12 protein-coding genes and 4 pseudogenes are annotated in these 19,206 nt (G+C 65.8%); 11 read left to right on the top strand and 5 right to left on the bottom strand.

What is annotated here, in order from left to right; translation table 11 throughout:
* Positions 1-1,081: 3-beta-hydroxysteroid dehydrogenase (locus WAO18_RS15450; RefSeq protein ID WP_422207129.1), on the top strand; the 1,081-nt coding region annotated here is incomplete at its 5' end.
* A gap of 3 nt (positions 1,082-1,084) precedes the next feature.
* Here the strand turns inward: WAO18_RS15450 and WAO18_RS15445 are convergent.
* Positions 1,085-4,258, bottom strand: a complete 3,174-nt coding sequence (locus tag WAO18_RS15445; RefSeq protein WP_422207128.1) for an ATP-binding protein — start codon at positions 4,256-4,258, stop codon at positions 1,085-1,087.
* A 262-nt stretch (positions 4,259-4,520) separates the two neighbouring features.
* Here WAO18_RS15445 and WAO18_RS15440 point away from each other — a divergent pair.
* The 5 genes and pseudogenes from WAO18_RS15440 (at position 4,521) to WAO18_RS15420 (ending at position 7,715) form a co-directional block, all read left to right on the top strand.
* Positions 4,521-5,618, top strand: a pseudogene (locus tag WAO18_RS15440) (NAD-dependent epimerase/dehydratase family protein).
* Positions 5,615-6,062: pseudogene (locus WAO18_RS15435) on the top strand (SDR family NAD(P)-dependent oxidoreductase); the annotation flags it as partial. The pseudogenes WAO18_RS15440 and WAO18_RS15435, both read left to right, overlap by 4 nt.
* 76 nt (positions 6,063-6,138) lie before the next feature.
* Entirely contained in the window at positions 6,139-6,549 is a 411-nt protein-coding gene (locus WAO18_RS15430; RefSeq protein ID WP_422207127.1) for a nuclear transport factor 2 family protein, read from the top strand.
* Positions 6,550-6,885, top strand: a pseudogene (locus WAO18_RS15425) (SDR family NAD(P)-dependent oxidoreductase); the annotation flags it as partial.
* Positions 6,882-7,715, top strand: coding sequence for an SDR family NAD(P)-dependent oxidoreductase (locus WAO18_RS15420; protein ID WP_422207126.1), 834 nt, complete (start codon positions 6,882-6,884; stop codon positions 7,713-7,715). The pseudogene WAO18_RS15425 and the gene WAO18_RS15420, both read left to right, overlap by 4 nt.
* Here the strand turns inward: WAO18_RS15420 and WAO18_RS15415 are convergent.
* A complete protein-coding gene (locus WAO18_RS15415; protein ID WP_422207125.1) occupies positions 7,696-8,493 on the bottom strand; it encodes a dienelactone hydrolase family protein in 798 nt (265 codons plus the stop codon). The genes WAO18_RS15420 and WAO18_RS15415 overlap by 20 nt on opposite strands.
* Before the next feature lie 15 nt (positions 8,494-8,508).
* The gene (locus WAO18_RS15410) at positions 8,509-9,147 is read right to left on the bottom strand and encodes a DUF4245 domain-containing protein (protein ID WP_422207124.1); all 639 of its coding nucleotides are present in this window, start codon (positions 9,145-9,147) and stop codon (positions 8,509-8,511) included.
* 55 nt (positions 9,148-9,202) lie between these two features.
* Between WAO18_RS15410 and glpX the strand changes: the two genes are divergently transcribed.
* The 5 genes and pseudogenes from glpX to WAO18_RS15385 all read left to right on the top strand — a co-directional run bounded on the left by glpX (position 9,203) and on the right by WAO18_RS15385 (position 16,536).
* Positions 9,203-10,234: a class II fructose-bisphosphatase gene (glpX, locus tag WAO18_RS15405; protein ID WP_422207123.1), complete on the top strand. Its 1,032-nt coding sequence runs from the start codon at positions 9,203-9,205 to the stop codon at positions 10,232-10,234.
* A gap of 42 nt (positions 10,235-10,276) precedes the next feature.
* Entirely contained in the window at positions 10,277-11,674 is a 1,398-nt protein-coding gene (locus WAO18_RS15400; protein ID WP_422207122.1) for a class II fumarate hydratase, read from the top strand.
* Between the two features lie 2 nt (positions 11,675-11,676).
* Positions 11,677-12,141, top strand: a complete 465-nt coding sequence (locus WAO18_RS15395; protein ID WP_422207121.1) for an ester cyclase — start codon at positions 11,677-11,679, stop codon at positions 12,139-12,141.
* A gap of 149 nt (positions 12,142-12,290) precedes the next feature.
* A pseudogene (locus WAO18_RS15390) lies at positions 12,291-15,465 on the top strand (ATP-binding protein).
* 138 nt (positions 15,466-15,603) lie between these two features.
* Positions 15,604-16,536 (top strand): zinc-dependent alcohol dehydrogenase, encoded by a 933-nt coding sequence (locus tag WAO18_RS15385; protein ID WP_422207120.1) that lies wholly within the window; start codon positions 15,604-15,606, stop codon positions 16,534-16,536.
* A 180-nt stretch (positions 16,537-16,716) separates the two neighbouring features.
* On the opposite strand, the gene WAO18_RS15380 is transcribed toward WAO18_RS15385, so the two are convergent.
* Together WAO18_RS15380 and WAO18_RS15375 are read right to left on the bottom strand one after the other, a co-directional pair.
* Complete coding sequence (locus WAO18_RS15380) at positions 16,717-17,529, bottom strand: polysaccharide deacetylase family protein (RefSeq protein ID WP_422207131.1); 813 nt, start codon at positions 17,527-17,529, stop codon at positions 16,717-16,719.
* A 94-nt stretch (positions 17,530-17,623) separates the two neighbouring features.
* Positions 17,624-18,919 carry a PhoH family protein gene (locus tag WAO18_RS15375; protein WP_422207130.1) on the bottom strand — a complete coding sequence of 432 codons (1,296 nt, stop codon included), beginning with the start codon at positions 18,917-18,919 and terminating at the stop codon, positions 17,624-17,626.
* Positions 18,920-19,206: the final 287 nt, after the last annotated feature.

Genomic DNA, 19,206 nt, shown 5'->3' with positions numbered 1-19,206 from the left:
GGGCCGCGTGCTCGTCACCGGCGGCTCGGGCTTCGTCGGCGCCAACCTGGTGACCACCCTGCTCGACCAGGGCTATTCGGTGCGCTCCTTCGACCGGGCGCCCTCACCACTGCGCGCCCAGCCCGGCCTGGAGGTGCTGCAGGGTGACATCTGCGACCGGGACATCGTGGCCGGCGCGGTTGCCGGGATCGACACCATCTTCCACACCGCGGCGCTGATCGAGCTGATGGGCGGCGCGTCGGTGACCGAGGAGTATCGGCGGCGCAGCTTCGCCGTCAACGTCGAGGGAACCAAGAACCTGGTGCACGCCGCACAGGCCGCCGGGGTAAAGCGGTTCGTCTACACGGCGTCCAACAGCGTGGTGATGGGCGGCAAGCCGATAGCCGGCGGCGACGAGACGTTGCCCTACACCGAGCGGTTCAACGACCTCTACACCGAGACCAAAGTGGTCGCGGAACGATTTGTGCTGTCCCAGAACGGCATTGACGGGTTGCTGACCTGCTCGATCCGGCCCAGCGGTATCTGGGGCCGCGGCGATCAGACAATGTTCCGCAAGCTGTTCGAAAGCGTGGTCGCCGGACACGTCAAGGTGCTGGTCGGCCGCAAGAACGCTCGGCTGGATAACTCCTACGTACACAACCTGATTCACGGATTCATTCTGGCGGCCGAGCACCTGGTGCCGGGCGGGACGGCCCCCGGTCAGGCGTACTTCATCAACGACGGCGAACCGATCAACATGTTCGAGTTCGCGCGCCCAATCGTGGAGGAGTGCGGCGTACGCTGGCCGCGCGCACGAGTATCGGGCCGGATTGTGCGTGACGTGATGTCGATCTGGCAGCGGCTGCATTTCCGGTTGAGCTTACCGCAGCCACCGTTGGAACCCCTTGCGGTGGAACGGCTTTACCTCGACAACTACTTCTCGGTCGCAAAGGCGGAACGCGACCTTGGTTACCGCCCGCTGTTCACCACCGAGCAGGCCATGGCCGACTGCCTGCCCTACTACATCGATTTGTTCGAACAGGTCAAGGCAGCGGCCACGCCGCAAGTAGCGTCCGTCGTGGCCGCGACACCGTCGGGGTAGCCGTCAGCGGGCTTTGGGCATCTCTTCGGCCAGCGCGATATGGCCTTCGTAACCAACATCATTTGCCCGCTTCCGGTAGCAATCCGCGAACTCGCGGTAGCCGACTTCGTCGCCATTCGCACGTGCCATCAGCGCCCGCAGCCGCAGCAGCGGAATCTCGAATAACACAAACCCTGGGTCGGTCGGCACGGCCGCCAACTGATCGATGGCGGCTTGCGCGTCGGTAACATCGCCGGTGCTGCCGCGCTGCAGCAGCGATTCCACCAATACGGTGGTCGCCGCCGCGCGGGTAATCATTTCACCCGCGTCGAACAGATGGGTGACGACTGCACGCGCCAGCGCGATGGCACCATCAACATCGCCGACTCTCGCTTTCTCCCTGGCGATCTCAACGTCGGCAAACCGTACGGCACTCTGTGCATACCCGTGTCGCAGGCTGGCCTCACGATACCGGGCGATCAGCGCCAGGCCAGCTGCGCGTTGCGAATCGCCCTGATGGATGAGGACGAGGCCGCGACTCACCCGCGCGCTATCCACCGCAAAGTCGTCACCAGAACTCTCCGCGATCTCCAGCGCTTCGGCGGTGTCCCGGTCAGCCACAGCGTCTGGCTGCACTGCCCCGACCTGGACGCCGAAGCCGTACTTACACAACACGGTAGCGATGTGTGAAGTCGTGTCGACGGTTCGGGCCATCGCGACCGCCTGGTTGAGGTCTTCCTTCCAGCCTGGGAGCCCAAGACAATACCGGCTGGAGCCTCGCAACGCGATTGCCATCGCCAAGGGTGATCCGATGACAAGATCGCCTTTGGTGGGATCACCTTCGGCCAGGTCGATGACTCGTTGCGCCAAGCGCAAACCTTCAATCGCCTCGCCTGCTTGAAACTTGACATTGCTTGGCGCGATGGAAAGTCCAAGAATCAGCATCGGATCACCGATCGACTCGAGCAGCCGAGTGCAGTCCGACGAGACACTCGAAGACTCATGGAACTTGTTGTGAAAAGCCAACGTTGTAAGCAGACCTGCCATCCCGATCGCCAACGACACCTTATCGCCGGCGGCGGTACAGAGGTCACGCAGTTCGTCGAAGCCGGTATCGGTAACGGCTCCACCGATCCGGAATGTGCTGCTGCACAGCAGAGTACGAGGTGCGATGCGCATCGAAGTCCGTTCCGGGTCGTCGATAGGCAACCGGTCGGCGACCGCTCGTGCGCGCTCCCAACTGACCCGCGCGGCACCGATGTCGCGGTTGTGTGCCCATGTCCCGGCGCGCATGTGCCATTCGAACGCCGCTGGTAGATCCTCGGCAGCCTCGAAATGTTCGGCGATCAGCGCCGAGTTCTCATCGGCCGAAGGATGGTTCTGTTGGATCGCCACGGCCACGCGCCGATGCAACTCAGCGCGGTTCGATTTCAGTTGGGATTCGTAGGCCACAGTGCGAATCAGCGGGTGGTGGAACGCATACTCGGCATACGGAATGAACCGCACCTGGTCGACAAGTTCGGCGTCGATCAGCTTGCCCATCTCGGCGTCGCCATCGAATAAGGTCAATTGTTCGGCGGTGAATCGCAGTCCGATAACCGCCGCGGCGTTCAAGGTCTGTTTGGTCGCAGGGCTAAGTCGATCGATGCGAGCGGCGATAGTGGCATGCAAGGTAGCAGGCACAGCCGTGTCGGCATAATCGCTGCCGCATACGTACTTACCACGCCCGCCCGTCAGCACACCGCGTTCGGCAAGGTCGCGCACCATCTCCTCGGCGAAAAAGGGATTTCCCGCAGCCCGCTCCGCGACCTGCATGGAAATTGTCGTTACGGACGGGTGCGAACCGATTAGCTCGGTTGCCAGGTTGGCCGAAAGTGCAGCGTTCAGTGGCGCAAACGTGATCGTCTGCGAGTGTGGCGCACGAGTCAGTGCGCCGCGGTACTCCGGGCGGTAAGTCATCAACACCAGCGAACGGGTTTGCGGAGCTACGGCGACAAAGTCCGCCAGCAGTGAGTCGCTGACCTCGTCGATCCAATGAACATCCTCAACGACGTAGACCGCAGGCGTAGTGCGCGCCAGCGAGATGGTGTTGACCAAACGAGTCAGTCGCCGGAGCCGGGCAGCGGGATTGATTGCCGCCAGTTCAACACTGCTATCTCCGATCCCGAGTAGGTCATCGAGTATCAGGAGATCCTCTGGATCGGCATCGGGCGCACGCTCGCGGACACGTGCGCGTGCCGCTTCGTCGCCGAGGCCCACCGCTCCCAATGCCGTGCGAAGCAGCGATGTCACCGTGTGAAACGGTATTTCGCTCGCGTGCGACTCACAATATGCGGCGAACACCTCGACGTCACGTCGCTGCGCGAGCCTGGTGATCTCGCGAACAATGCGACTCTTGCCAATGCCGGGTGGTCCGACCAAACCCACAACGCACCCTGTGCCGTCGATTGCCGCATCCAGCATGCCGGTGAGGGCGCCCATCTCCCAGCTGCGGCCTACCAATGACGGGTCCTGCCGGCCGGCGTGCCGACGATCTGACGATGCAGCCAGTAGCCGACGTGCCCGCACCGCCTCGGCGGCGCCCTTGATATGCATCAGCTCCGGCTCGCCCAACGTGGCAACGTCTTCGACCAGCCGAGCGGTGGATTCGCTGAGCATGACGCCTCCCGGCGGCGCGACGGACTCCATGCGTTGCGCCATCCCGACCTGCTCACCAATAGCGGTGTAGCTCGTCGGGTTCGAGTCGATTTCACCGGCAATCACTTGGCCGGAGTTGAGTCCAACCCGAAGCTGGAAGTCAATGCGATCCTGACGGTGCACCTCGACAGCCAGCTCAATGGCTTGCTGCTGTATATCCAACGCTGCCAGACATGCGCGAAAAGCATGGTCCTCCAACGCCATCGGCGCACCGAACAGCGCCATGATGCCATCGCCGGTGAACTTGTCCACGGTCCCGCCGTACCGCTGCACCATTCCACTGCAACGGTTGAACAGTTCGCTCATGATCTCGCGCAACCGTTCGGCCCCGACCGCCGAGGCGATGTCCATCGAATGCACCACGTCGGCAAACAGCACCGTCACCTGTTTGTACTCGGCAGGCCTGGTCGCCGAACTGATCGGTGAACCGCAGGAGTGGCAGAACCGCGCATTCTCCAGTGGTTCAGTGCCGCACGTTCGGCACATGGTTGCCGTCGTCATCCGCTCCGCCGCCGATCCGTCACCCCGATCCGCAAAGGATAAACTTTTCGGCCGCTACCAAGGCGTCTATCGCCAGAGCCACAAACTCAGCGGTAGAGGCGGACCGGTCGGCGGGTGTGGCTTGCTCGATCCGCGCTGAGGCCTTCCGCCGCAAGCCCGGCACCCACCCCTTTGCGTGACCAGCCTGCCACTCATGCTGCTATGCACCCCGCGAACGCACAGCTTCCGACATATTCCGATCCGGCGTGTAGCGTAATGCGCCATGAGCGAGACTGTGCTGGTCACCGGGGCTTTCGGGCTGGTCGGCTCGGAAACCGTGCGACAGCTGGCAGTCGACGGTCGCCATGTCGTCGCCACCGATCTTGACGTGCCGGCCAACCGCAAGGCGGCGGCGCTGATGCCGTCCACCTAGGTCCGCTGGGCCGATCTCACCGACCCCGACGCGGTAAACGAGCTGCTGCGGGCCGTCTCGCCGACGGCGATCATCCACCTGGCCGCGATCATCCCGCCGGTCTGCTACGCCCGGCCGGCGCTGGCCCGTCGGGTCAACGTCGACGCGACCGGGTACCTGGTCGAGGCCGCTGCGGCGCTGCCGGCGCCGCCGCGATTCGTCCAGGCGTCCAGCGTCGCCGCCTACGGCGCCCGCAACCCGCACCGCGTCAGCGACGTGCTCACCACGGACACCCCGCTGCGACCCTCTGACATCTACGGCGCCCACAAGGTGGAAGCCGAGAGGCTGGTGCGCGCTTCCGGACTGGACTTTGTGGTGCTGCGACTCGGTGGCGTGCTCACCGCCGAGCCGCGGTTCGACCTCGACCTGGACACCATCTACTTCGAGGCGTCGCTGCCCATCGACGGCCGTATCCAGACCGTCGACGTGCGCGATGTCGCGCACGCCTTCGTCGCCGCGACGACCGCGCCGGTGATCGGCGAGACGCTGTTGATCGGCGGCGACGAGTCACACCGGCTGGTCCAGGGCGACATCGCCCCGTCGACCGCGGCCGCGATGGGTCTGCTCGGCGGAATACCGACCGGACGGAAGGGCGACCCGGACCGCGACGCCGACTGGTTCGGGACCGACTGGATGGACACCACGCGGTCGGCGGAAGCCCTGAATTTTCAACGGATTTCATGGCCACAGCTGCTGGCCGAAACCGCAGAGCGAATGGGCTGGCGCCGCCACCCGGCGCGGCTGGGCGCTCCCCTGGCCCACGCTCTGCTGAAACGTCGCTCGCCGTATCACCGCTACCCCGGCCACTTCGCCGACCCGTGGCGCGTGATCGCCGCCAAGTGGAATGACCCACGACCCGACCGGGGGCACCTCCAGTCGCGCAGCGACGAGGGGGAGGAACACCAATGACCAACCGCACCGCCGTCGTGGTCGGCGGCGCCTCGGGTATCGGCAAGGCGGTGGCCCATGCACTGGCCGCCGACGGCTGCCGGGTGACCGTCGCCGACCGCAACGGCGACGGAGCACGTTCCGTCGCAACCGAACTCGGTGATCCGCACACCGCAGCGACAGTCGAAGTCACCGACGAAGACTCGGTACGGGGCGCTGTTCGACCAGGCGGGCGCGCTCGACGTCGTCGTCAACACCGCCGGCTACAGCGCGCGCGGGCTGATCACCGAACTGGCCGCCGAAGACTTTCGCTCGGTCGTCGACGTCTGCCTGACCGGCGCGTTCCCGGTGATCAAGCACGCCGCACCGCGGCTGCGCAAAGGCGGTGCGCTGGTGTCGATCAGCTCGCTGAACGGCCGCCAGCCCGCCGCGGCGATGAGCGCCTACTGGGCGGCCAAGGCGGGATGCGAGAAATAGCACACCTGGGATCGCGCGCCCCAGAACAATGGCACTGGCACCAGGGAGAGTGGACGATCTGATTATGCCTACCTCGAACGATCCGATGACGGCGGTGTGTCAGTACGTCGATGCCTTCAACAACGGTGACGCGAAGGCGATGGCGGCGGCATGTGCTGACCCGATGCAGATTCTTGACGGAATGTCGCCGCATGTATGGCAGGGGCCGACAGCCGCCGAAGACTGGTGGAAGGACGTGCTTGCCGAGGGCGAGCACCTGGGGGCGTCCGGCTATAACATCGCTCTCGGCGAGCCACGGCATGTTGATCTCACCGGCGATTACGGGTATGTCGTTGTTCCCGCAACCATGACGTTCAACCTTCGGGGGAACCCGGTCACGCAAACCGGTTCACTCTTCACGGTGGCGCTTCGCAAGGTCGACACCGAGTGGCGTCTAGCGGCCTGGGCTTGGGCCAAAGGCACACCGAATGCGTAGAACGCGCACAGCCCTGCAAAGGCCGGGCTGTCGATGCTGACCGAGGTCGCCGCGCTCGAGCTTGCGCCGCAAGGCATTCGGGTCAACGCCGTCGCCCCCGGATTCGTGCATACTCCGCTCACCGAGCCGGCCACCCTCATCCCCGGCGTAGTCGACGAATACGTGGAGAACACCCCGCTGGGCCGAGCCGGCACTCCCGAGGACATCGCCGACGCCGTGGTGTTCCTCTCTAAGGCGCCGTGGCTGACCGGTGAGGTGCTCGACCTCAACGGCGGTGCCCACATGAAGCGATACCCCGACCTGATGAGCCACGTCATGAAACTGGCGGCGCAATGAATTTCGCCGGAAAGCAGGCGATCGTCACCGGCGCCGGTTCGGGCATCGGCGCCGCGCTGTGCCGGGCCCTGGTCGCCGCGGGAGCCGACGTGGTGTGCACCGATGTCGACGGCGACGCCGCGGCCGGCACCGCCGAGAGCCTGGGTGGCCCCGGCACCGCGACATCGGCCACCCTCGACGTCACCGACCCGACCGCGGTCCAGGCCGCCGTCGACGCCGTCGTCGCCCGCGCCGGACGACTCGACCTGATGTTCAACAATGCCGGAATCGCCTGGGGCGGTGACACCGAACTGCTGACGCTGGACCAGTGGAACGCCATCATCGACGTCAACATCCGCGGCGTCGTGCACGGGGTTACCGCCGCCTACCCGGTGATGCTGCGGCAGGGCCACGGCTACATCGTCAACACCGCGTCGATGGCCGGGCTGACCGCGGCCGGCCAGATCACCAGTTACGTGATGACCAAACACGCGATCGTGGGGCTGTCGCTGGCGCTGCGCTCCGAGGCCGTTCCCCGCGGTGTCGGCGTGCTCGCGGTGTGCCCGAGCGCGGTCGAGACGCCGATTCTGGACAAGGGCGCAATCGGCGGTTTCGTCGGCCGTGACTACTACCTGCGTGGGCAGGGCATGAAGAACGCCTACAGCGCCGACCGGCTGGCCCGCGACACGTTGAAGGCGATCGGCCGCAACAAGGCGTTGCTGGTGAAGCCCAAGCAGGCGTATGCGTCCTGGGTGTTCGCCCGGCTGGCGCCGGGTCTGTTGCAGCGCATGTCGATTCGGTTCATCGCCGACCAGCGCAAGCGGCAGGCCGCTAACGCAGCCGCTCGTTGAAGAACTCGACGACACGCTTGCGGGCCTCGTAGGCCGGCTGGCCGTCGACCTCACGCACCTCGTCGGTCAGTACCGAGTGCGCCATCCGGGAGAAGCCGTGCTCATTGCCTGGGCGCGAGTCGATTTCGATCACCTCGAACGCATCGCCGAGCCGGTCCTTGAGCGTCTTGAACCGCTCGCCGGGTGCCATCCTGTCCTCACTGAAGCGCAGGCCGATCGCACACAACCCTTCGTTGGTGGCCCGGTCTTTGAACGCGTTCAACTCCAGATCGCTGACCCCGGCATCCCGGCGCTGCCGCGGCGTGAGCGGAAAGGGCACCGACGGCTGGCTGAGCACCGGCGCAAGCACACTGTCGTCGACCGCGGCGGCCAACGCGAAGCCACCGGTGAAGCATTCCCCGATCACACCGACGCCCTTGCCCGGCGTCTCCTTGTTCAGGTCGCGGGCCAACGCCCGCAAGAACACCGACACCGGCCGCTGCTTGTTAGTCGCCAAAGCCGCGAATTCCCTTGCCACACAAGCCCGGGCGATCGTCGAGATGACGTAGCCGGGGTCCTTGCCGCGGCCGGGCTCGCCGAACAGCGACGGGATCGCTACGGTGAAATGGTTGTCCACCAAGTGATTTCCCAGCCCCAGCACACCCGGGTGGATGCCCGGTATCTCGGGGATCAGCACCACGCCGGGTCCGTCGCCCTTGCGGTAGACGTCGTGGGTGTACCCGCCTCCGGTGAACGGCGCGACTGACCAGCCGGTGAGATCAGCAACCGGTGCGCTCATGAAGGGTCCCTTCTCTTACCTGTGTGCCGGTAGGGGTGGCTGCGTTTGAATGGCCGCCGCCAGCGTACGGAAGTCGTCGGCGCTGCCGGCGCCGGTGATCGCGATCTGGGCGGGACCGGCCGTGCTGTTCAGTCGTGTCGTCCACACCGGCTCCACGCCGCCGTCGCCTTGATAGGTGATCCATCGGTTGCCGTCCACGTCGACGGTTCCGCTGGGATACATCGACGGGTGGATCGAGCCGACCAGCTTGGCCTCGTCGGCGTTGCTCTGGGTGAGGCTCACATACATTCCGCCGGGGCTGATGTACCCGATGGTCGAGGTGACCGCGTGCAGTTTCTGGTGGGTCGACGGATCGGTTCTGCCGTCGGGGACACCCCCGCGGCCGCCGGAATTCGGCTGCCAGCCCTGCGGCAGTCGCGGCAGCCGGACCGGGAACCCGAGCGTCAGCGCATCGGCCTTCAGTGCGCTGGTCGCGTCGTAGGGCGGCACCGGTCCGCGGTTGATTCCGCCCGGGGAAAACGAGCACATCCCGACGATGCCCGCCAGGACCATGCAGGCCACCACCAGCGGCGCAATCGACCAGAACATGTCCCGGCCGTCCTGCAGCAGCCGGGGCTTGGCCGGTTTGGCCGTCGGCTCTGGCTGCGTCGTCACAGCACGAGTATCCCAGCTCCCGAGCGGCAACCCGCTTCTGGGACAATCGGCAACCATGAGCGCAGGTTCTCGTCGTGAAGCCCCGGACCGCAACCTCGCCCTTGAGCTCGTCCGGGTCACCGAAGCCGGCGCCATGGCCGCCGGCCGCTGGGTGGGCCGCGGCGACAAAGAAGGGGGCGACGGCGCGGCCGTCGACGCCATCCGGCAACTGGTGAACTCGGTGTCCATGCGCGGCGTCGTCGTGATCGGCGAAGGCGAGAAGGACGAAGCGCCGATGCTCTACAACGGCGAACACGTCGGCAACGGCGACGGCCCGGAATGCGATTTCGCCGTGGACCCGATCGACGGCACCACGCTGATGAGCAAGGGCATGCCCAATGCCATCTCGGTGCTCGCGGTGGCCGACCGCGGCTCGATGTTCGACCCGTCGGCGGTGTTCTACATGAACAAGATCGCCGTGGGACCCGACGCCGCCCACGTCCTCGACATCACCGCGCCGATCGCCGACAACATCCGCGCGGTCGCCAAGGTCAAGGGATTGTCAGTACCGGACATGACGGTCGTCATCCTGGACCGGCCGCGGCATGCCCAGCTGATTGACGACGTGCGAGCCACCGGCGCACGGATCCGGCTGATCACCGACGGCGACGTGGCCGGCGCGATTGCTGCCTGCCGCCCCGGTTCGGGCACCGACATGCTGGCCGGGATCGGCGGCACACCGGAAGGCATCATCACCGCCGCGGCGCTGCGCTGCATGGGCGGCGAGATCCAGGCGCAGCTGGCACCCACGGACGATGCCGAGCGGCAGAAAGCGCTCGACGCCGGCTACGACCTCGACCAGGTGCTGACCACCGGGGATCTGGTGTCCGGCGAGAACGTCTTCTTCTGCGCCACCGGCGTCACCGACGGCGACCTGCTCAAGGGTGTGCGCTACGAACCCGGCGGCTGCACCACCCAGTCGATCGTGATGCGCTCGAAGTCCGGCACGCTGCGGATGGTCGAGGGCTTCCACCGGCTGGCCAAGCTCAACGAATACTCCGCGATCGACTTCACCGGCGACAGCAACGCCGCATACCCATTGCCGTAACCACTACCCAGCAAGACCCCTACCTAATAAGGACGTTGCCCGATGGCAGACACCGAATACCGCATCGAACACGACACCATGGGCGAAGTCCGGGTGCCTGCAAAAGCGTTGTGGCGGGCCCAGACTCAGCGCGCCGTGGAGAATTTCCCGATCTCCGGCCGCGGCCTGGAACGCACCCAGATCCGCGCCCTGGGCCTGTTGAAGGGTGCCTGCGCCCAGGTCAACAAGGATCTCGGGTTGCTGGCAGCCGACAAGGCCGATGCGATTATCGCCGCCGCTGCCGAAATCGCCGACGGCAAGCACGACGACCAATTCCCGATCGACGTCTTCCAGACCGGGTCTGGGACCAGCTCCAACATGAACACCAACGAGGTGATCTCGAGCATCGCCGGCGCCAATGGCGTCACCGTTCATCCCAATGACGACGTCAACATGTCGCAGTCGTCCAACGACACCTTTCCGACCGCAACCCACATAGCGGCCACCGAAGCCGCTGTGCGCCATTTGATTCCGGCGCTGCAGGTGCTACACGACGCACTGGCCGGCAAGGCCCGCGAATGGCACACCGTGGTCAAGTCGGGCCGCACCCACCTGATGGACGCCGTCCCGGTGACCCTGGGCCAGGAGTTCTCCGGCTATGCCCGTCAGATCGAGGCCGGCATCGAACGAGTCCGCGCGACGCTGCCCCGGCTGGGCGAGCTGGCGATCGGCGGCACCGCCGTCGGCACCGGCCTCAACGCCCCCGACGGCTTCGGCGCCAAGGTGGTCCAGGTTCTCGTCGCCGAGACCGGCCTGACCGATCTGCGCACCGCGGCAAACTCTTTCGAAGCGCAGGCCGCCCGCGACGGGCTGGTCGAGGCGTCCGGCGCGCTGCGTACCATCGCGGTGTCGTTGACCAAGATCGCCAACGACATTCGCTGGATGGGCTCGGGCCCGCTGACCGGTCTGGCCGAGATCCAGTTGCCGGACCTGCAGCCCGGCAGCTCGATCATGCCGGGCAAGGTCAATCCCGTTCTGCCCGAAGCGGTTACCCAGGTGGCCGCTCAGGTGATCGGCAACGACGCCGCCGTCGCCGTCGGTGGCCTGTCGGGCGCGTTCGAGCTCAACGTCTACATCCCGATGATGGCCCGCAACGTGCTCGAGTCGTTCAAGCTGCTGACCAATGTCTCGACCCTGTTCGCCGAGCGCTGCATCGTCGGGCTCACCGCCCATGTCGAGCACCTGCGGGAGCTGGCCGAGTCGTCCCCGTCGATCGTGACGCCACTGAACTCGGCGATCGGCTACGAAGAGGCGGCCGCGGTCGCCAAGCAAGCGCTCAAGGAGCGCAAGACAATTCGGCAGACGGTCATCGATCGCGGACTGATCGATGACAAGCTGTCCGAAGCCGAACTCGACCGTCGCCTGGATGTGCTCGCGATGGCCAACGTCACCGAGGAGTAGGCATGCTCAGCGACGAACTCCGCCAACGGCGCCTGGCGCTCATCGAAGAGCACATGAACACCGAGGTGACCAAGGAGTTCGATCGCACTCTGGCCACCTTCAACGGTCACCCGCACTACGAGATCATGGCCACCGGCCAGGTTTTCGACGGCGACGACGAGGTGGTGGGTTACTACCGGACTACCCGCACCGCGTTCCCCGATCAGCGTCACGACAATGTGCGCTACCACGTCACCGAGGATGCGGTGATCACTGAATTCGACCTACTGGGAACCAATCTCGGTGAGTTCTACGGAATGCCGCCGACCGGCAAGGCGTTCCGGGTGCCGATCATCGCGGTATTCTTCTTCGACGGCGATCGAATCACCAACGAGCGCATCTACTTTGACAGCGCCAGCTTGGTCACTCAGATCGGCCGCGGTGAGCTGCTGGCCCTCGCCGCATCGGGTGACCTTCCTGGGCAATAGCCGCGCGATATCCGTCTATAGGCGACGCGTGAGTGAGCGCTGCTCACGGATCCTGGTCTTTTAACTGACGCTCTGGCCAAGAGCCCCTCGTGCAGTGTCCGAAGGCCTATTCTGTGAAGGCCGGGGGCCGGGATAGGCGGGGGAGTCGGATGACGACCGGAGCGGCGTGCCGGACGTGTGGCGCCGAGCCTTTAGCGGGCGCCCGGTTTTGCCACGCGTGCGGCGCACCAGTCGACGCAAGCGACGCGCACGCCGAGTACAAGCAGGTCACGGTTCTCTTCGCCGATGTGGTCCACTCGATGGACATCGCTGCGACCGTCGGGCCGGAGCGGCTCCGGGAAATCATGACCGAACTCGCCAACCGCGCTATAGAGGTGGTGCAGCGGTACGGCGCCGCAGTCGCACAGTTCACCGGCGACGGGATCATGGCAGTGTTCGGTGCGCCGGTGGCGTTGGAAGACCACGCCATTCGCGCCTGCCGTGCGGCGCTGGGCATTCAAGATGAAACCGTCCGACTGGCCGCGGACGTGAAAAAGCGCGACGGTCTGGATCTGCAGGTGCGCGTGGGACTGAACTCCGGTGAGGTCGTTGCCGGTGAGGTCGGTTCGGGGGCTTTGGGTTACGCCGCAATCGGAGAACAGGTAGGCCTTGCGCAGCGGATGGAATCCGTCGCGCCGGCGGGCGGGGTGATGCTCAGCGCATCCACGGCACGGCTCGTCGGGGGCGCGACGGCGCTGGGTGAGACAGAGATGGTGCGCATCAAGGGCGCCGACGCGCCGGTCGCCGCCCACCGGCTGTTGGGGATGTCCGAAGAGCGTCGCGATCGTGGCCGCACCGAGTCGAACCTTGTCGGTCGACGGTGGGAGATGGGCGCCATCGAAAGCCTTCTCGACCGTGCCATCGATGGCTACGGCGCCGTGGTCGGCGTGGTGGGATCACCGGGCATCGGCAAGAGCCGTCTGGTGCGTGAGGTTGCCGCAATGGCAGCAGCCCGGGGTGTCGACTCTTTTGCCGCCTTCTGCGAATCGCACGCGAGCGATATCCCGTTTTACGTCGTGGCGCGGCTACTGCGCGCGGCCTTCCGTGTGGGTGATCTAGACGCCGCGTCCGCCCGCACCCAGATACGGGCCCGGGTACCCGATGGCGACCCTGAAGACCTATTGCTCTTCGATGACCTGCTCGGCATCGCCGACCCCGAGGTGAAGCCGCCCAAGATCGATCCGGACGCCCGGCGGCGCCGGTTGACTGCGCTGGTCAATGCGGCCTCGCTGGCACGCCAAACCCCGGCCGTCTACGTCGTTGAGGACGCGGCACTGGATCGACGAGGCCAGCGAATCTCTACTTGCGCACTTCATGACTGTAATTGCGCAGACGCGCGCGGTGGTGTTGATCACCTACCGCCCCGAATATCCGGGCGTGTTGAACCGGGTGCCCGGCGCTCAGTGCATCGCCCTTGCGCCGCTGAGCGATTCGGAGACCGCGGCACTGGTCTCCGAGCTCCTCGGCCAGGACCCCTCTGTTGACGCGCTGGGCCGCAAGATCGCCGAGAGGGCCGCCGGCAACCCGTTTTTCGCCGAGGAGATGGTGCGCGACCTGGCGGAGCGCGGTGTGCTTCGCGGCGTCCGCAGCGCCTACCTCTCGACGGCCGCTGTGGCCGAGGTCAGCATGCCGGTCACCGTGCAGGCGACTATCGCTGCCCGCATCGACCGCCTGGTCCCGGTGGCTAAGCGAACCTTGAGTGCCGCGGCGGTCATCGGCTCGCGGTTCGACCCGGCCCTGCTCGAAACGCTGGGAATTGAGCCCATTGTCGAGGATCTTGTGCTGGCCGAACTCGTCGACCAGGTGAGGTTCACCGGAGCACCGGAGTACGTGTTTCACCATCCGCTGATCCGGACGGTTGCCTACGACTCACAGCTCAAATCCGATCGTGCCGAGCTGCACCGGCGCGTCGCGGCCGCAATCGAATCCCGTGACCCGACCGCGGCTGAGGAAAACGCCGCTTTGATCGCCGAACATTTGGAGGCCGCAGGCGATCTGCACGCCGCCTACGGCTGGCACCTGCGCGCCGGGGCTTGGGCAACCAGCCGCAACATGGCCGCAGCACGAACCAGTTGGGAGCGCGCCCGAACGATCGCCGACACATTGCCCACCGACGACCCGAACCAGCCAGCCATGCGCATCGCCCCTCGCACTATGTTGTGCGGGACCGCCTATCGGGTCCATCCCAACGACGCCGGTGCCCGCTTCGACGAGTTGCGGCAGCTGTGCGCCGTTACCGGCGACAAGGCGCCGCTGGCGGTCGCCATGGGGGGGCTGGTGATGGATCACGCGTATCGGGGCCGGATTCGCGAGGCGTCGAAGCTGGCATCGGAAGCCATGACCCTCATCGAGTCCCTTGGCGATCCGACCTTGATGGTGGGGCTGTCCTTCCCGGCGCTCTACGCCAAGTTCGAATGTGGTCACTGGCCCGATGTGCTGCGGTGGTCACAACGGGTTATCGACCTGGCCGACGGTGACCCGTTTAAGGGCAATTTCATCTTCGGGTCTCCATTAGCTCTGGCCTTGGCGGCGCGGGGTACGGCCCGTTATTCCCTGGGACGTACCGGATGGCGCGAGGATCTGCGCCACGGCCTGGATATGGCCCGCAGTGCCGACCCCCTGACCTACGCCGGGGTCGCCGATTTGAGTTACTTCCCGGGAATATCGAATGGCGCGCTGGCCGCCGACGACCGCGCGGTGCGCGAGATCGAGGATGCGCTACGAATTGCGGAACGAGCCGGCAATGACATGGCGCCGGCATTCGCCAGGATGGCGCTGGGCGTTGCACTTGCGCACCGCCATACGGCCGCCGAGCGTGACCAAGGACTCACGCTCATGGCCGAGGTCAGCAATGTGTTCGCACGGGATTCGCACAACCTCGGCGATCGACCGCTCGTCGAGGTGTACATGGCGCGGGAAAGGGCTTGGCACGGCGATCTCGACGAGGCGATACCGCTGATGCGCGCCGCCACCGATCACCTGGTCCGCGAGGGCCAATTGCTGGCGTGGGGGGTTGCTGCGACGGGTGTTCTGGCGCAGACACTGCTCGATCGCGGCGCCGACGGTGACCTGGCCGAGGCCGAGGCCGCCATCGAGCGGTTAGCGGTTGCGCCAGCCGATGAGCGTCTCGTAGTTCGTGACATCTGGCTGCTGCGGCTGCGCGCGCTAGTGGCGCGAGCGCATGGCGATCGCGCCGCATACGCGGACTTAAGGGATCGCTACCGCGACATGGCGAAAACGCTTGGCCTCGAGGGGCATATCGCCTGGGCCGAGGCAATGCTGTGAAGGAGGTCGCTCGCCGGCCAACTTTGTCTCGAAACATACGACATCTGCAACTCGCGGAAGTTCGGCTCCAAACTGGAAATCGGAGTATCCATTTCGCGGCAAAATGACGAGTTGGAGTCAACTAGGCGAGGAGATCCGGTGAAGGCAGTACGCAACGCGCCGCCGTCGGTTGAGGTCGTCGATGTCGACGATCCAGAGGGTGACGGAGAGCTTATTCGTGTGGTGGCGACAGGCATCTGCGCTTCGGATTTCAAGTACCTGCAATATGGCAGCACACAGATCGCAGGCCACGAGTTCGCGGGGACAATGGAAGACGGCACTGCCGTCGCTGTCGAGGGTTTCTTCGGCTGCGGTGAGTGTGCGCAATGCGAGCAGGGTGCTTTCCACATGTGCACCGCAGGACTGCCAACCGCGCCCGGCATGCTCAGCCCGGGAGGCATGAGCGAATGGTTTCGAGCGCCACGCCATGTGCTGGTGCCCCTCCCGTCGGAACTCAACGTCGCCGACGCGGCGCTCGTGGAACCGGCCAGCGTGGCCTGGCACAGTTGTCATCGGGCAGAGGTCAACGCACAGACCCGTGTAGCAATCGTCGGGGCGGGAGCGATCGGCATCCTCGCGGCGGCGGCAGCCCAAGAGATGGGTGCACCAGAAGTCGCGGTCGAGGCACGCCACCCCCACCAGCATGAAGCCCGCGAGTGCATCGGAGCGGTCGTATCAACCACCGACTACGACGTCGTGATCGAGACCGGCGGCAGCGAGAGCGCGCTGCATCGCGCCGTCGAGCTATCGAGGCCGGGTGGGACGGTGGTCCACCTCGGCGCGTACGCCCCCGAAACCGTCTGGCCGATGGACGCCTCGTTCTCAAAGGAAGTGACGGTACGTCCTTCGCTCGGCTACTGCAGCCACGGGCGGCGCAAAGACTTCGCTGAGGCGGCGGACCTCTTGGCGGAGCGCCCGGAACTCGCCCACACTCTGATCACCCACCGATTCCCAATCGAGGACGCCGTGGAGGCGTTCCGGATAGCGCAGGACAAATCCCAGGGGGTATTCCGGGTCCTGGTGGAGCCGTAGTTCGAACCAGCAATGGCACCGCCAGCGGTGCCAAGAAAAGCTGTCGCGAAATAGACGACATATGCGACAAGCACGGACTCGCTTCTAGAAGAAGCGATTTCCATGCCACGTGTCCCAGCAGTCCGTCTCAAAAATCATGTCTCACTCACCGAGGCGCAACAACTTCATCACCTGCAACGGCTAGCTGCCGTTGTTCGGTCCGCCCGAATTCTGGCCTGCCACATCGGTAATCGGGAGGTTCGGCATCGGTGGCGGTGACGGCGTATGCGGCAGCGATGGAATCTCCGACGGCGGTATGTCGTGCAGGTCGTTGACCGGTGGCCCGTTCTCGCGACCGCCGTAGACGCTGCCCGGGGCGCGCGGCCCGAGCAGCTGACTGACCGTGACGAAGTGGTAGTCGTTGGCTTTGAGCACCGGAATGAACTGCTCGACGAGGTCGACCGTGCTGGAGTAGGTGTCGTGTAGCAACACCACCGAACCAGGCTTGATCTGAGCCATCAGCACGTCCCTGCTGGCTGCGGTGTTGGAGTCATTGATCCAGTCGAAAGGGATTACGTCCCAGAGGATTCCGGCAAGGCCGGCCTTTTTGGCCTGCTCGTCGACGGCCGCGTTGGTCAACCCGCCCGGCGGCCGCCAGAGACTCGGCTTCACACCGGTGGCGGTGGCGATCGCGTCGTTGGCCCGGGCCAACTGGCCGGGGACGTCGTCGGGCGGCAGCGTCGTCATGGTCGGGTGTTCCCAGGTGTGGTTGCCCAGTTCCATACCCGCGTCGACAACCCGTTTGGCACCGGCCGGGTTTGCCGCCACCTTGTTGCCGATCTCGAAGAAGGTGGCCTTGATGTTGTTGGCCTTCAGGATGCTCAGCAGCCGGTCGGTGTAGGGCGTAGGGCCGTCGTCGAAGGTCAACGCGACGCATTTGACCTGAGCGCAGTCGACGACGTCCTTGGCGTGTGCGAATCGGACGTGCCCGGTGAACGCGCCGACCGCGACGATGGCGGCGGCCGCCGCTACGCCGGCGACGGTGCGTCAGTACCGCCAGGCCTGGTTATCCGGTCGTTTCGGCACGGCCGAAGCTTACCGGCGGCGGTTACACCGGTGCGCCGCTGATCTCCTCGAGCATCTCGGTGACCAGCGCCGCGATTGGCGAGCGCTCGCTGCGCAGCAGCGTGATGTGCGCGAACAGCGGGTGTCCCTTGAGTTTTTCGACCACCGCGGCCACCCCGTCGTGCCGTCCCACCCGCAGGTTGTCACGCTGAGCGACGTCGTGCGTCAACACGACTCGCGATCCCGCGCCCAACCGCGACAGCACGGTCAGCAGCACGTTGCGTTCCAGTGACTGCGCTTCGTCGACGATGACGAACGAGTCGTGCAGCGAGCGACCGCGGATGTGCGTCAGTGGCAACACCTCGAGCATGCCGCGGGACAGCACCTCTTCGAGCACCGCGGGGCTGGCCAGACCTTCCAGTGTGTCGAAGACCGCCTGCGCCCAGGGGCCCATCTTTTCGCTCTCGCTGCCGGGCAGATAGCCGAGCTCCTGGCCGCCGACCGCGTAGAGCGGGCGGAACACGACCACCTTGCGCTGCGTGCGTCGCTCCAGCACGGCTTCCAGCCCGGCGCACAGCGCCAGCGCCGACTTGCCGGTGCCGGCCTTGCCGCCCAGCGACACGATGCCCACCGACTCGTCGAGCAGCAGATCCAGGGCCACCCGCTGTTCGGCCGACCGTCCACGCAGCCCGAATACCTCGCGGTCGCCGCGGACCAACTGGACGCGTTTTTGTGCGTTGACCCGGCCGAGCGCGTGCGAGCTGCCGGCCAGCAGCCGAATACCGGTGTGGCAGGGTAGGTCTCGCGCGGCTTCCAGGTCCACCTCGCCCTCGGCGAACAGCGCGTCGATGTCGTCGGCGCTGGTCTCCATCTCGGTCATCCCGGTCCAGCCGGAGACGACGACGTCTTGCGCGTGGTACTCGTCGGCGAGCAGGCCCACCGCACCCGCCTTGACGCGCAGCGGAATGTCCTTGCTGACTAACGTGACTCGCTTGCCCTCAGCCGCGAGGTTGGCGGCACAGCACAGGATGCGCGAGTCGTTGGTGTCGGTGCGGAACCCGGCTGGCAGCACGTTGGGGTCGCTGTGGTTGAGCTCGACGTGCAGCGTGCCACCTTGCGTCCCGACCGGAATGGGCTGATCCAGCCGCCCATGCTGGACCCGCAGATCGTCGAACAGGCGCAATGCCTGGCGGGCGAACCAACCCAGTTCGTGGTGGTGGCGCTTGGCCTCCAGCTCACTGATCACTACCAGCGGAACCACCACTTCGTGTTCGGCGAAGCGGGAGCAGGCCCACGGATCGGACAACAACACCGACGTGTCGAGCACGTAGGTCCTGATGGTGTCCTGTGAAACCGCCGGGGAATCAGTCACGAGCGCTCCTCGAGCTCATCGCCCGGCTCGCTGCCGCATGTTGGTGGTGGCCCCACAGCCACCCATGCGCGCGAAGCGTCGTAGCCGGGCTGGATGCCCGTGCGGCCCGCACGGACGATTCGGCGGGGGCCGCGGCGCCAGGACCGGGGCCGGCGGTCCTATCAAAGTTGAGACGAGAGGCGCCGCCCGGATAGCAGAGCATGTCGCTAGCCATCGAAAACGACGCTACTCCCGTCGGCGCATGAGCGCCGTGC

Origin of the sequence: Mycobacterium sp. (assembly GCF_049278535.1) — a bacterium.
GTDB lineage: Bacteria > Actinomycetota > Actinomycetes > Mycobacteriales > Mycobacteriaceae > Mycobacterium.
The sequence above is the reverse complement of the archived record's forward strand: the minus strand, read 5'-3'. Positions and strand labels throughout refer to the sequence as shown.

Coding starts and splice junctions, on each gene's coding strand:
- WAO18_RS15445 (WP_422207128.1), bottom strand. CDS start 4,258: ATGACGACGGCAACCATGTGCCGAACGTGCGGCACTGAACCACTGGAG.
- WAO18_RS15430 (WP_422207127.1), top strand. CDS start 6,139: ATGCCTACCTCGAACGATCCGATGACGGCGGTGTGTCAGTACGTCGAT.
- WAO18_RS15420 (WP_422207126.1), top strand. CDS start 6,882: ATGAATTTCGCCGGAAAGCAGGCGATCGTCACCGGCGCCGGTTCGGGC.
- WAO18_RS15415 (WP_422207125.1), bottom strand. CDS start 8,493: ATGAGCGCACCGGTTGCTGATCTCACCGGCTGGTCAGTCGCGCCGTTC.
- glpX (WP_422207123.1), top strand. CDS start 9,203: ATGAGCGCAGGTTCTCGTCGTGAAGCCCCGGACCGCAACCTCGCCCTT.
- WAO18_RS15400 (WP_422207122.1), top strand. CDS start 10,277: ATGGCAGACACCGAATACCGCATCGAACACGACACCATGGGCGAAGTC.
- WAO18_RS15395 (WP_422207121.1), top strand. CDS start 11,677: ATGCTCAGCGACGAACTCCGCCAACGGCGCCTGGCGCTCATCGAAGAG.